The organism is Brevibacillus sp. FIR094, from assembly GCF_050477165.1.
Lineage (GTDB): Bacteria > Bacillota > Bacilli > Brevibacillales > Brevibacillaceae > Brevibacillus.
In genome coordinates, this window is sequence record NZ_JBEAES010000019.1 from 13,719 (window position 1) to 27,190 (window position 13,472).

Below are 13,472 nucleotides of genomic sequence, written 5' to 3' on the forward strand. Positions count from 1 at the left end.
CAGGAAGTTTTCCTAAATAAAGTACTGCACAATTGCTCCTCTTCGTTCGTTCCTCCCTTCCGCACATTAAAAAAAGCTGTTCCCCCAGTAGAAATTTCTACAGAAGGAACAGCTTGTTCTTTTTTTATCCCTTTTGCTGATACTTCATCGCTCGTGCCGCAATATCCGTGCGGTACTGCGCCCCATCAAACGCGATCCCTTGCACCTTCGCATACGCTGTCTCACGCGCTTGCGCCAAATCCGCTCCGGTTGCCACGACGCCAAGCACACGACCACCGCTCGTAACGATGCCTTCCTCGGTTGCCTTCGTACCTGCGTGAAACACCGTCGCTCCCTCGTTTGCCTGACCCAGTCCCTGAATCAACGCACCCTTTGGATATTCTCCCGGATAACCCGGCGCTGCCATGACGACACAGACAGCACTTCCTTTTTTCCATGTCACATCAACTGCATCGAGCTCGCCATTGATCGTTCCGACAAAAATATCGAGCAAATCTGTTTCGAGCAATGGCAAGAGCACCTGTGTCTCTGGATCGCCAAAACGCGCATTGAATTCCACGACTTTCGGTCCTTGCTCCGTAATCATCAGACCTGTATAGAGAATGCCTTTGAATGGAATACCATCCTTGGCCATCCCTGACGCCATCGGCTGGACAATTGTTTTGACGATTTCGTCCACCAACTCAGCAGACATTTGCGGTACTGGGGCGTATGTTCCCATGCCACCTGTATTTGGGCCGCGGTCATCATTGAAGATTCGCTTATGATCCTGAGAAGTAATCATCGGCTTAACTGTCTCGCCATCGACGAAAGACAACAGTGACAGTTCTTCACCGAACATGCACTCCTCAATGACCACACGCGCTCCTGCTTCACCAAAGACGCTTTCCTGCATGATCTGACGGAGTGCCTCTTCCGCTTCCTCCACCGTTTCCGCGACAACGACCCCTTTCCCTGCTGCCAAGCCATCCGCTTTGACAACGATAGGAGCTCCCTGCTCTCTCACGTACACACTCGCCGATTCGTAATCCAGGAACGATTCATAGGCAGACGTTGGAATCTCGTAGCGCTTCATTAAACTTTTCGCAAAAGACTTGCTACCCTCGATCATTGCCGCTTTTTGGTTCGGGCCATAGATCGGCAGATTGCGCTCCTGGAAAAAGTCCACAATCCCCGCCAGCAAAGGATCTTCCGGGCCAACGACAGTCAGATCAATTCCCTCATCTTTGACGAATTGAGCCAGTGCAGCAAAATCATGGACGCCAATCGGCACGTTTTGTGCGACTTGAGCGGTGCCCCCATTTCCTGGCGCACAGTATACCTTTGTCACTTTAGAGCTCTGCAACAGCTTCCAGGCAATCGTGTGTTCTCGACCGCCACCGCCGATCACTAATATTTTCATCGTATTTCCTCCTGTGTGAGAGGTGATCCACTCTTTAGTACGTGTTTAAAAAAGCGAACGTTACTCCCGAATAGCCTCTTTTAGTGCTTGAAGTGACGAGTGCCGGTAAAGATCATCGCAATGCCCGCTCGGTTGCAAGCATCAATCGATTCTTGATCGCGAATGGAGCCGCCTGGCTGGATGATTGCGGTAATTCCTGCTTTGGCTGCCGCTTCCACGGTATCTCCCATCGGGAAAAATGCATCCGAAGCCATAACCGCGCCACTTGCCAATGCACCTGCCTGCTCGATGGCGATTTTCGCTGCCCCAACGCGGTTCATCTGGCCTGCCCCCACGCCGATAGTCATATTGTCTTTTGCCAAAAGAATCGCATTCGATTTGACGTGCTTGACGACCTTCCAAGCGAATTTCAGCTGTGCCAGCTCCTCTTCCGAAGGCTTGCGGTCTGTGACCACTTGAATCTCGCTTTCTTCGAGCTGCTTGTAGTCGAAGTCTTGAATGAGTGCCCCGCCTGCAACAGGAGCCACGCGGAACAGATTGTCCACTTTTTTGGCTGGTTCATTCAGCGCAGGAATACGCAAGAGACGCAGGTTCTTTTTCTCAGCCAGAACAGCCAACGCCTCTTCGGTGAAGTCTGGTGCAATGATAATTTCCAAGAAAATCTCTTTCATTGCGAGTGCGGTGTCACGGTCAATCGAGCGGTTTGCAGCCACGATCCCACCGAAAATAGAGACAGGGTCTGCTTCGTACGCTTTTTGGTAAGCGGCGCGAATATCAGTGCCGATCCCTACTCCACAAGGGTTGGAGTGCTTGATCGCAACGACAGCTGGTTCAGCGAATTCGCGTACAATCGCCAACGCTGCATCTGCGTCATTGATATTGTTATAGGAAAGCTCTTTTCCTTGCAGTTGGCTAGCATTCCCGATGCTCAACTGATCCGATAACGGCTCACGGTAAAATGCCGCACGTTGATGTGGATTTTCCCCATAACGTAAATCCTGTGCTTTCTCGTAAGTGACCGTGTAGCTCTCAGGCAACAGTTCGCCCACCTGCTCACTCAAATAGCGAGAGATCAAGGCATCATAAGCAGCTGTATGACGGAATACTTTTGCAGCCAGCTTGCGACGGGTTTCTAGCGTAGTATCGCCATTTGTTTCAATTTCTTCTGCTACTTTTTCATAATCGGCTGCATCGACTACGACACTGACGAACGCGTGATTTTTCGCAGCAGAACGCAGCATCGTTGGTCCACCAATATCAATATTCTCAATGGCATCTTCATATGTCACGTCTGGCTTCGCTATCGTTTCCTTGAAAGGATAAAGGTTCACGACAACCAGATCAATGGTTTCAATCCCAAGGTCTTTTAGTTGCTGCACATGCGCTTCACTGTCCCTTACAGCCAAGAGGCCGCTGTGGATATTGGGATGCAACGTTTTGACGCGACCGTCCAAAATTTCTGGAAATCCAGTCACTTCAGAAATGCCAATGACGGGAACTCCCTCTGCTTTTAAGAGGGAAGCCGTACCCCCGGTAGAAATGATCTGTACCCCCGCGGCTACCAATCGACGGGCAAACGGAATCAATCCTGTCTTGTCAGAAACGCTGATCAACGCTTTTTTCACACTCACGGATAGAACCTCCTGAATTTTAGTGAAAACATGGGTAACTATTGACCAAAACACGAACAATACTTACATATTATAAATTAATTGTACGCTATTATCAACAACTTCGTCAGGAAAACAAACGCAGCCGCTCATGCCTGTTCGGCACTTGCGACTGCATACATCTGCATTTGTTTGATGAAGTTATCGTTTTTTCTTGCCTTTGCCTGATAGCTTTTTGATGCGATCTGACAGTGAGATTGGTTTGTTTTTGGCAGTCGCCCTGATTGGCTTGATCGGCTTCTTCGACTTGCGGCTCTTCGCCTTGACCTCTTTGGGCATTAAGTTCCCTAACTCTTCCATGGAGATGGATTGGCCGTCCTTTACACGATCCCTGACGCGCTCTTTCGTCTCCTCTGGCACTTCGAATCCCATGTTTCCCAGCTCATCGAGCAACGTATCTACATTGGCTCCGCCCTTCGGCATTTTTTCCGCTAGCTTCATAATATCGTTAAGCGTCCATTGCCGCCCTGTTTTTTGGCTTAGCTTATCGAGCAAGTTCGAAACAAAATCTCCGCTCAAGTCGGCCCCTCCCTTTGTGGGAATATCCCTCTCTTACTGTATGTCACAAGAGTTGATTTGGTTTGTCATGATTCGCGGAGGAAGGAAAGCTGCCCAAATATTGACAATAATTTTCACTTTCCTATAACATTTACATGATACCAACAAAATCCAACAGTCCGGGGGCCCCTATGAACTTTATTCGAAATTCTCTGTTTTCTCCGCCTGTTGACGGTTCTTTGGGTGGCTTGTCGTCCTCTACCCTACATGAAGCCCTTTTACAACCGATCTTGGAGCATATGGAAGCAGGGGTGACTGTTTACGGGCTTGACGGCAATGTCCTTTTTTTCAACAAAGCTGCCAAACACTTCGACATGTCCGAACCGATAAATCTGCATGAGCAAACATACGGCTCTTCTGCCTTTTATCATCCAGACGGCATTACTCCTGTAGCTTTTGGGGAGTTGCCGTCTGTTCGAGTATTACGCGGGGAAATCGTCAATGACCAGGAATTATGGACACAACCGAGCGGAAAAGCCGTTTCGATTCTCGTAGCCAATGGGAAGCTCCTCACCCAAGCATCTGGTGAACCTGTTGGTGCCCTGATCGTTACCTACGATATTACGGAGCGCAAATGGGCTGAGCAACGGCTAGAGGTTAGCGAGCAGCGCTACAAATCACTGTTTGAACACAACCCGGACATCGTATGCTGGCTTGATCTGGCAGGCAAGTTCTTGAATCTGAATCCGGCGTTTGAAGTCGTCACCGGCTACAGCCTGAATGATCTTCGCAACCAGTCCTTTCAACAGTTGCTGGACAAAGAAGGTGTCAAGCGTGTCCTCTCCATGTCACGTCATACACAAAAAGGCGTATCCGATAATTACGATCTGTCTGTGCTCCATCAAAATGGAACGCGCATTGAGCTAAACGCCACCGTTGTCCCTATTGTCGTAAACGAGACCAATGTCGGCTATTTTGTCATTGCCAAAGATATTACCAAGCGCAAAGAAACCGAGAGAATGATTCACTACCTTGCCTACCATGATACCCTGACAGGGCTGCCCAATCGCTCCTTATTCCAAAGCAAGCTGGAAGATTCGCTACTCCATGCCTCTCACCAAGCACAACCCCTTGCGATCCTGTTTCTGGACTTGGATCGCTTCAAATACATTAACGATACACTCGGCCATTCCACCGGGGATCGTCTGCTTACGCAAGTTGCCGAGCGCTTGCGAGACAGCGTCGGTCCTCATGATACCGTTTGCCGTCTAGGCGGGGACGAATTTACCATCATCCTGCCAGGAATGGCTCACGATGATGCGCTGGATTTTGCTGAAAAACTCATGCAAAAACTCATCTCACCGATCCTTTTGGGCAACCAAAGCTTCGTGGTCACTACCAGTATGGGCATCAGTCTCTTCCCTCAAGATGGGACTGACGCTGAAACCTTGATAAAAAATGCGGACACAGCGATGTACCAAGCCAAGGAACACGGCAGAAACAACTATCAGTTTTTTTGCCACGAACTGAATATTGCTCTCGCCAAAAAAATGATGCTAGAAGCCGGTCTTCGAACCGCATTGGATAACAACGAGTTTAAGCTGCATTACCAGCCACAGTACGATCATGAAAAGATTGTCGGCCTGGAAGCCTTGATTCGTTGGCAGCATCCTGTATACGGAATTGTGTCCCCTCTTGATTTCATTCCCCTAGCCGAGGAAACGGGCTTGATCATCCCAATCGGTCAATGGGTGCTGGACAAGGCCTGCCAACAATGCGTGGAATGGCAGCAGCAAGGCTTGCCACCTGTACGTCTCGCCGTAAACTTATCCATGCGCCAGTTGCAAGACAAGCATCTAGTGACCATGGTCCAGCAAACGTTGCAGAAGACAGGACTTTCCCCTGCTTACCTTGAGCTTGAAATTACCGAGAGCATTGCCATGCATCGACTCGATACAATCATCCCGCGTCTTCAGGCACTTCAAGACATGGGGATCCATATTTCCATCGATGATTTCGGGACAGGCTATAGCTCGTTAAGCTGCTTGCAGTCGCTCCCAATCAACTCTTTGAAAATCGATCAGTCTTTTATGCGTAACATGTCCACCAATACGTCCATCGTGTCCGCGATTGCTGCCATGGCACATAGCTTGAGTCTTTCTCTAGTAGCAGAGGGTGTGGAGACAGAAGCGCAGCTGGAATTTTTACGCTCGCTTGGCTGCAGCACTTTTCAAGGCTATTTTTTCAGCAAACCTATTTCAGCAACGGAATGTGAGTGGTTGTTGGCAAACATCGCAGCAAAATAGGGTGAGTCGGTCATAGTTAGAAGCCGACACCGTATGAGAGGACATGAATAACATGAATGTAGGACGAGAAAACATGGTTGACAAATATTGGTGACAAGAATACGATGACAAAGTCAATCATTCATCCTCGTTAGGTGAGGCTCCTATACAAACATAGGCCACTGCCCGGAAATATCGAAAGATGCCAATGGGTAGAACAGGAACTGCCGAGCTAAGGCTTTTCTTAAGGTGGCTAAGGAATGTTTCCTTTACGTTGTATAGTGCCAAAGCTCTGGTAGGGGGAGAAAAAGTGGTGTTTTTTTGTGCACTTTTCTAACCCTCTAGATTCCCGCTAGAGGGTTTTTATTTTGAAAGGGGGGAACGTTTTAATGGACAGTAGTCCAAGTTGCCGAATGAATAACTGCAATCAATATTGTGTTCGGAGAATTTTCTGGCCTTGTGGCGCTGCGGCATGTTCCCCATTCCTTATTTGACATTTTCCCTTTTTATGGGGCGAGTGTATGTAAGTATCTATATGTAGACATGCTTGCGCAACATGGTCGTATCCCTCCGATCCTTATTTGCGAAAGGATGAGAAAACCATGTTGAACATTTATAAAACGAATACCATAGGAAAAATAGAAGAACTGCATCAATTTGAAAAAGGCTGCTGGATCCATCTGACCGATCCTTCTGAGCAAGAAAAGCAACAAGTCGTCAGGGAGTTGTCGATTGACCGTCATTTTTTACAGGATGCCCTTGATGACGAAGAAATCGGACGGATCGACAAGGATGGAAACCGCGTGAAGCTCTACGTGGACATCCCAGTCTCCACGAAGGAAGGGACGAAGGACAACTATACGACGGTTCCGTTGGGAATCATGGTGATGGAAGATTATATCTTAACGGTTTGCCTGGTAGAAACGGCTGTCATGAATGAGTTCGTCCAAGGGAAAGTGAAAAACTTTCACACGCCCATGCGAAACCGGTTCGTCCTACAAATTTTATCGAATACGTCGCATGATTATTTGCATTACTTGAAAAAAATAAACAAGCAGACAGAAACGATGGAAAAATCGTTGCGACAATCGACGAAAAACAATGAACTGCTTACCTTGCTAGAATTGCAGAAAAGCCTCGTTTATTTTTCGACGTCCCTGGAAACGAACAGTCTGTTGATCTCCCTACTTCGGAGTGGCAGTTATTTGAAAATGTACGAGGAAGATAAGGAACTGCTGGAAGAAGTAAAAATCGAAACCAAGCAGGCCATCAAAATGACGGAAATCTATACCGCCATTTTAGGGAACATCATGAATGGCTTTGGCTCCGTCATCTCCAACAATCTGAATCGCGTAGTGAAGCTGTTGACCGCCATTACCATTGTCATCACCTTACCTATGGTGATCGGCACCTTTTATGGCATGAACGTCCCGCTTCCTCTACAGGATCATCCGCACGCATTCACGATCATTATGATCATGTCCACCGCCATTACGTCCGTAACAGCCCTCCTGTTTTGGAGAAAGAAGTATTTCTAAAACGAATGACCAAAAAACCGACATCGTAAAAGGATGTCGGTTCCTTCTTTATCTCTCGATTTACGTTAGCTGGACAAGCCTTCCTTCCAGCTTCACTCTCTCTTCTGCTAAATAGCCAATGACCTTCACCAAAAGCTCATGCTCCACAGCATGGATGCGAGCCGCCAAAGTCTCTGCCGTATCTGCATCTTGCACCGCTACAGGAATCTGGGCAATGATCGGTCCTGTGTCCAGACCGGCATCAACCAGATGTACCGTTACCCCCGTTATCTTTACCCCGTATGCGAGTGCCTGACCAATCGCGTCTTTTCCTGGGAAAGCAGGCAAAAGCGACGGATGCAGATTGATGATTTTTCCTTCGTAAGAAGACAAAAGAGTGTCGCCCACCAACCGCATGTAGCCTGCCAGCACAACCAGCGATATATCGCGTTTTTGGAGCTGCGCCACTATTTCCCGCTCAAAAGCAGCCTTATCTGCATACTCCTTCGGTTGAAAAACAAAGGCGTCGATCCCTAAACGCTCTGCCCGTTCCAAAACCTTGGCACCGGGCTTGTCGCACACGAGCAAGGCTACTTCTATACCTGTGAGTCTGCCGTCCTGTGCAGCCTGCACGATCGCTTCAAAGTTGGAGCCGCTGCCTGAGGCGAAAATGGCCAGCCTTCTCACCATTCCACCCCGTTGTATACGACTTTGCGCTCTCCCGCTTGAATATGTCCGAGCAAATACGCCTGTTCTCCCAGCTCTTGCAGCTTTTCCATCACACTCACTGCGTCTTCTGGCTTCACGACGAGCATCATGCCAATTCCCATGTTGAACGTTTTGTACATATCCGGGTAAGAGATGTTACCCGCCTCTTGTACCAGCTCGAAGATCGGCAGCACCGGCCAGGAGCCAACGTTGATCACAGCCTGCATTCCTTCTGGAAGCACGCGTGGAATGTTTTCAGTAAAGCCGCCACCTGTGATGTGTGCCAGAGCTTTTACTTCATGAGACTCAAGAACGGATAGCACTTGCTTCACGTAAATGCGGGTCGGTGTCAGCAGCTCTTCGCCGAGCTTTTTGCCCAATACGTCAACATGATCATGCAGGGACATGCCTTTGTCTGCCAAAAGAACCTTGCGAACGAGTGAGAAACCGTTGCTGTGCACGCCGCTGGAAGCCAGACCGATCAGTACATCGCCAGCTGCCACGGACGCTCCCGTAATCATTTTGTCCTCGTCCACGACACCTACGGTAAAACCTGCGATGTCGTATTCACCTTCTGCATACATGCCAGGCATCTCAGCAGTCTCCCCGCCAATCAGCGAGCAGCCGGACTGGGAACAGCCTTCCGCGATCCCTTTGACAATCGCTTCGATTTTTTCCGGAATGACCTTATCTACTGCCAGATAATCGAGGAAAAAGAGCGGCTCTGCCCCTTGAACCACTACGTCATTGACGCACATAGCGACAGCATCGATGCCGATTGTATCGTGTTTGTCCATGGCAAAAGCGAGCTTCAGCTTGGTTCCTACCCCATCTGTGCCGGAAACGAGAATCGGTTTCTCGTATTTTTTGGTATCCAGGCGAAACAGCGCTCCGAACCCGCCTAAATCCGTCATAACTTCCGGGCGGAATGTTCGTTTGACGTGCTTTTTCATGCGTTCGACGGCTTCGTTGCCCGCATCGATGTCTACACCAGCTTGTTTATATGCTTCACTCATCGTTTCTCCCCCTAGCAAGAGGTGCTTGTATTAGCGGTTGTTCATAAGTAGCACTGTTAGCATTTAAGCGCAGGTAGCGCTTCTTCGAACTCAATCTCTGTCGGATATTCTCCGTTAAAGCATGCGAGGCAGTGTCCTCTATTGGGAACCGCATCGGTGCGGCCAATTGCATCGATCATTCCTTCGACAGACAAGAACGACAACGAATCAGCCTCAATGATTTGACGAATTTCCTCAACCGATTTGGTCGCCGCAATCAGTTCCTCACGCGATGAGGTGTCGATGCCGTAAAAGCAAGAATTCATAACAGGCGGAGAGCTGATACGCACATGCACTTCTTTGGCGCCAGCCTCACGCAGCATGCGAACGATCCGATTACTCGTCGTACCGCGAACAATGGAGTCGTCAATCATGACTACGCGCTTGCCTTCCACTACCTTGCGAACCGCAGACAGCTTGAGATAGACAGCTCGTTCACGCAGCTCCTGACTCGGCTGAATGAAGGTACGGCCAACATAGCGGTTTTTGATCAAGCCGATTTCGTACGGAATTCCTGTCGCTTCTGCAAATCCGATAGCCGCAGAGATACTCGAATCCGGTACACCTGTAACAACATCAGCATCAATCGCGGATTCCAATGCCAGTTGCTTCCCCAGACGTTTGCGCGCCATATGGACATTGATTCCGTCGATATCACTGTCTGGTCGGGCAAAATAAATGTATTCAAACGTACAAATCGACCGTTGTGTCGTTTCCGTATACTTGCTTTCGGTAATGCCATCCTTGTCGATGACGATCAGCTCACCTGGTTGCACATCACGCCAATATTGGGCGCCAATGATATCGAACGCACAAGTCTCAGACGCGACGGTGATCGCATCTCCGAGTCGTCCCAATGACAGCGGACGCAAGCCATTCGGATCGAGGGCGATCACGAGCTGATTCTCGTTCATGACGAGAAGCGCGTACGCTCCCTTGATGTATTGCAGGGCGTCCTTTACCGCTCCCGGCAAATCCTTGCATTCAGAGCGGGCGATCAGATGCGCGATCACTTCTGTGTCACTGGTCGTCTGGAAAATGGAGCCTTTTGCTTCCAGCTCTTTTCTAAGCACAGCGGCATTCACGAGATTCCCGTTGTGGGCAACTGCCATGCTGCCTTGTGCATAGCGGAAAAAGAGCGGTTGGGCATTTTCAATCTTGCTCGAACCAGCAGTCGTATAACGGGTATGACCAATCGCAATATGACCGCTGAACTTCTCCAGATCGCCCTTGCCAAAAGCCTCTGACACGAGACCCATTCCGCGGTGCTTATACCATTTCTCGCCGTCGGAGGCGCAGATACCTGCGCTCTCCTGACCGCGATGCTGAAGGGCGTGCAGACCCAGATAGGTCAATTGGGATGCTTCTTTGTGGTTGTAGATGCCAAAGACGCCGCATTCTTCGTTCAATTTGTCCCAGATTAGCCGATCAAACATGGAATCGCATCCTTCCAGGCTGCTTTCACCTCTTGAGTCGAAGCGTTGATCGCTTCTGTACCGTTCACGTTCACTACTAGACGATCGCCGCCGACCGTACCGATGTTTTCAGCAGGTACGCCATGTTCACCTGCCAATGCGAGAATCGCCGCCGCCTGCTCCCCAGAAGCACTGAGCAAGATGCGAGATTGAGATTCACTGAACAAGAGCACGTCAGTACGCAGCTCGGACGTAAGAGCCACCTGCGCCCCGAAGCCTTTGCCGAAGCAAGATTCAGCCAGTGCAACACCCAGACCGCCTTCGGACAGATCGTGTGCGGAGTTCACCAGTCCTTGGCGAATCGCTGTGAGAACCAGCTTTTGTACTGCCGCTTCCTTGGTCAGATCGATTTGTGGAGGACGTCCGGAAATGCTGCCGGTAGCCATCTTTTGATACTCACTGCCGCCCAGCTCAGCGAAGGTCTCGCCCAACAGGATGATCGCGTCGCCTTCGTTTTTGAAATCCTGGGTCGTAATATGGTCAACATCGGTGATCAAGCCAACCATTCCCACCGTTGGGGTTGGATAGATCGCGTCACCGCTGCGTTCATTGTAAAAGGATACGTTTCCGCCGATGACCGGAGCATCAAGTGCTACGCACGCTTCGCTCATGCCCTCGCACGATTTTTCAAATTGCCAGAATACCTCAGGCTTTTCCGGGCTTCCGAAGTTCAAGCAGTCCGTAATCGCCAGCGGTTCTGCACCGGAGCAGACGACGTTGCGTGCAGATTCTGCAACCGCAATGGCACCGCCCACTTTTGGATCGAGGTATACATAGCGACCGTTGCAATCCGTACTCATGGCAAGAGCCTTGCGAGTACCGCGCACCATGACAACAGCAGCGTCAGAACCAGGCTTTACAGCTGTGTTTGCACGCACGATATGATCGTATTGCTCGTATACCCACGCTTTATTCGCCACTGTTGGCTGAGCCAGCAAGCTTTTCAGCGTAACATTCAGATCTTTCGGTTCACTGATTGCAGCCACTGCATCTACATTCGCGTTTGCTTCGTAGTAAGCTGGCACCGCAGATGGACGATGGTAAACAGGCGCATCATCTGCCAAGCTGTCTACCGGCACTTCGGCTACTACTTCACCTTGATGCACCAGGCGCAGCTTGCTGTCTTCCGTTACTTTTCCAACTACCGCGGACGCCAGACCCCATTTGTCAAAAATCGCGATCGCTTCTGCCTCTTTGCCTTTTTCCACGACGACGAGCATGCGCTCCTGAGACTCAGACAGCATCATTTCGTATGCAGACATGCCAGCTTCACGCTGTGGTACGAGGTCCAGATTCATTTCGATACCATTGCCCGCCTTAGACGCCATCTCGGAGCTGGAGCTGGTCAAGCCAGCCGCTCCCATGTCCTGAATTCCGACAACGATACCCGTGTCGATCAGCTCCAGGCACGCTTCCAGCAGGAGCTTTTCCATGAATGGATCGCCGACTTGTACCGCCGGGCGTTTTTTCTCCGACTCTTCCGTGAGCTCCTCAGACGCAAAGGTCGCTCCGTGAATACCGTCGCGCCCTGTGCTGGAACCAACGTAGATAACAGGGTTGCCGATACCGGACGCTACCCCTTTTTGAATCTTTTCGTGGTCGATCAAGCCGACACACATAGCGTTGACAAGCGGATTGCCTTCATACGTAGGGTCGAAATTCACTTCGCCACCCACAGTCGGAATCCCGATGCAGTTCCCGTAGCCTGCGATACCTGCTACGACGTTTTCGAACAAATATTTGACGCGAGGAGATTTGAGCTCCCCGAATCGAAGCGAGTTGAGCAGCGCAATCGGACGCGCGCCCATCGAGAATACGTCACGGATGATACCGCCCACACCAGTCGCAGCCCCTTGGTACGGCTCGATCGCAGATGGGTGGTTATGGCTTTCGATTTTGAATACAACCGCCTGATTGTCACCGATGTCGACAATACCCGCACCTTCCCCTGGTCCTTGCAAAACGCGAGGTCCTTTTGTCGGGAAACGACGTAGGACAGGCTTGGAGTTTTTGTAGGAGCAATGCTCCGACCACATGACACTGTAGAGACCAGTCTCGGTCCAGTTCGGCTTGCGGCCGAGAATTTCTACGACACGCTGATATTCTTCGTCAGTCAGACCGATTTCTTTGTATAGTTTTTGATCGGCAATTTGTTCGGCTGTCGGTTCTTTATGCGTGAGTTGTGACACTGTTCTGCTCCCTCCAAGTCTTCAGGATCGAGGTAAACATGCGGCGTCCGTCATCGGAAGTCATCCAAGAGTGGACGGCACGCTCCGGGTGAGGCATCATGCCAAGTACGTTTCCTCGTTCGTTGCAAATGCCTGCGATGTCTTCCAGTGAACCATTCGGATTCTCGCCATGATAGCGGAAAACGATCTGATTGTTCGCTTTAAGCTTCGCCAGCGTTTCTTCATCACAGTAGTAGTTTCCTTCGCCGTGTGCGATCGGAATTTGGATGACTTCCCCTGCCGCGAAATCACGGGTAAAGGAGGTATCGTTGTTTTCTACACGCAATTCGGACAGCTTGCAACGGAATTTCAGTGAACGGTTGCGCAAGAGTGCTCCTGGCAACAACCCGACTTCGGTCAGGATCTGGAAGCCGTTGCAGATTCCCATGATCAGCTTACCTTCTTCTGCTGCCTTCACCACTTGCTCCATGACGGGTGAAAAACGAGCGACTGCACCACAGCGCAGATAATCTCCATAAGAGAATCCACCTGGCAAGAGAATCGCATCATATTTAGAAAGATCCGTATCGGAATGCCATACGTAATCCACTGGCACTCCCATTATGTCTTCAACTGCGTTAAACAAATCAATGTCGGCGTTCGAGCCTGGAAAGACGATAACGGCTACTCGCAT

Annotated in this window: 10 protein-coding genes and 1 riboswitch; of the genes, 2 read left to right on the forward strand and 8 right to left on the reverse strand. The window is 50.0% G+C overall.

Annotated elements, in window-relative coordinates; translation table 11 throughout:
* Nucleotides 1–124 precede the first annotated feature (124 nt).
* The 3 genes from purD to ACQ5DJ_RS17830 all read right to left on the reverse strand — a co-directional run bounded on the left by purD (nt 125) and on the right by ACQ5DJ_RS17830 (nt 3,591).
* A complete protein-coding gene (purD, locus tag ACQ5DJ_RS17820; protein WP_429843644.1) occupies nt 125–1,402 on the reverse strand; it encodes a phosphoribosylamine--glycine ligase in 1,278 nt (425 codons plus the stop codon).
* Between the two features lie 80 nt (nt 1,403–1,482).
* Complete coding sequence (purH, locus tag ACQ5DJ_RS17825; RefSeq protein ID WP_429843645.1) at nt 1,483–3,033, reverse strand: bifunctional phosphoribosylaminoimidazolecarboxamide formyltransferase/IMP cyclohydrolase; 1,551 nt, start codon at nt 3,031–3,033, stop codon at nt 1,483–1,485.
* Nucleotides 3,034–3,213: 180 nt separating this feature from the next.
* Nucleotides 3,214–3,591 carry a hypothetical protein gene (locus ACQ5DJ_RS17830; protein WP_429843646.1) on the reverse strand — a complete coding sequence of 126 codons (378 nt, stop codon included), beginning with the start codon at nt 3,589–3,591 and terminating at the stop codon, nt 3,214–3,216.
* A gap of 170 nt (nt 3,592–3,761) precedes the next feature.
* Between ACQ5DJ_RS17830 and ACQ5DJ_RS17835 the strand changes: the two genes are divergently transcribed.
* Both ACQ5DJ_RS17835 and ACQ5DJ_RS17840 read left to right on the forward strand, forming a co-directional pair.
* Nucleotides 3,762–5,876, forward strand: coding sequence for an EAL domain-containing protein (locus ACQ5DJ_RS17835; RefSeq protein ID WP_429843647.1), 2,115 nt, complete (start codon nt 3,762–3,764; stop codon nt 5,874–5,876).
* A gap of 119 nt (nt 5,877–5,995) precedes the next feature.
* Nucleotides 5,996–6,164, forward strand: a riboswitch (M-box (ykoK) riboswitch).
* A 293-nt stretch (nt 6,165–6,457) separates the two neighbouring features.
* Entirely contained in the window at nt 6,458–7,393 is a 936-nt protein-coding gene (locus ACQ5DJ_RS17840; protein ID WP_429843648.1) for a magnesium transporter CorA family protein, read from the forward strand.
* A gap of 60 nt (nt 7,394–7,453) precedes the next feature.
* Here the strand turns inward: ACQ5DJ_RS17840 and purN are convergent, their stop codons facing one another.
* Genes purN through purQ form a run of 5 tightly spaced genes read right to left on the reverse strand, consistent with a single transcriptional unit; the run spans nt 7,454 to nt 13,472 of the window.
* Nucleotides 7,454–8,062, reverse strand: coding sequence for a phosphoribosylglycinamide formyltransferase (purN, locus tag ACQ5DJ_RS17845; protein WP_429843649.1), 609 nt, complete (start codon nt 8,060–8,062; stop codon nt 7,454–7,456).
* Entirely contained in the window at nt 8,056–9,096 is a 1,041-nt protein-coding gene (gene purM / locus ACQ5DJ_RS17850) for a phosphoribosylformylglycinamidine cyclo-ligase (protein ID WP_429843650.1), read from the reverse strand. Before purM ends, purN begins: the two co-directional genes overlap by 7 nt.
* Before the next feature lie 56 nt (nt 9,097–9,152).
* Nucleotides 9,153–10,571: an amidophosphoribosyltransferase gene (gene purF, locus ACQ5DJ_RS17855; protein WP_429843651.1), complete on the reverse strand. Its 1,419-nt coding sequence runs from the start codon at nt 10,569–10,571 to the stop codon at nt 9,153–9,155.
* Entirely contained in the window at nt 10,556–12,799 is a 2,244-nt protein-coding gene (gene purL / locus ACQ5DJ_RS17860) for a phosphoribosylformylglycinamidine synthase subunit PurL (protein WP_429843652.1), read from the reverse strand. Before purL ends, purF begins: the two co-directional genes overlap by 16 nt.
* On the reverse strand, nt 12,780–13,472 hold the full coding sequence (gene purQ, locus ACQ5DJ_RS17865; RefSeq protein ID WP_429843653.1) for a phosphoribosylformylglycinamidine synthase subunit PurQ: 693 nt from the start codon (nt 13,470–13,472) through the stop codon (nt 12,780–12,782). The genes purL and purQ overlap by 20 nt, the downstream gene beginning before the upstream one ends.

What these genes read in the sequence shown, in the direction of transcription:
- purD (WP_429843644.1), bottom strand. Translation starts at nt 1,402, where the DNA reads ATGAAAATATTAGTGATCGGCGGTGGCGGTCGAGAACACACGATTGCC.
- ACQ5DJ_RS17835 (WP_429843647.1), top strand. Translation starts at nt 3,762, where the DNA reads ATGAACTTTATTCGAAATTCTCTGTTTTCTCCGCCTGTTGACGGTTCT.
- ACQ5DJ_RS17840 (WP_429843648.1), top strand. Translation starts at nt 6,458, where the DNA reads ATGTTGAACATTTATAAAACGAATACCATAGGAAAAATAGAAGAACTG.
- purN (WP_429843649.1), bottom strand. Translation starts at nt 8,062, where the DNA reads ATGGTGAGAAGGCTGGCCATTTTCGCCTCAGGCAGCGGCTCCAACTTT.
- purM (WP_429843650.1), bottom strand. Translation starts at nt 9,096, where the DNA reads ATGAGTGAAGCATATAAACAAGCTGGTGTAGACATCGATGCGGGCAAC.
- purF (WP_429843651.1), bottom strand. Translation starts at nt 10,571, where the DNA reads ATGTTTGATCGGCTAATCTGGGACAAATTGAACGAAGAATGCGGCGTC.
- purQ (WP_429843653.1), bottom strand. Translation starts at nt 13,472, where the DNA reads ATGCGAGTAGCCGTTATCGTCTTTCCAGGCTCGAACGCCGACATTGAT.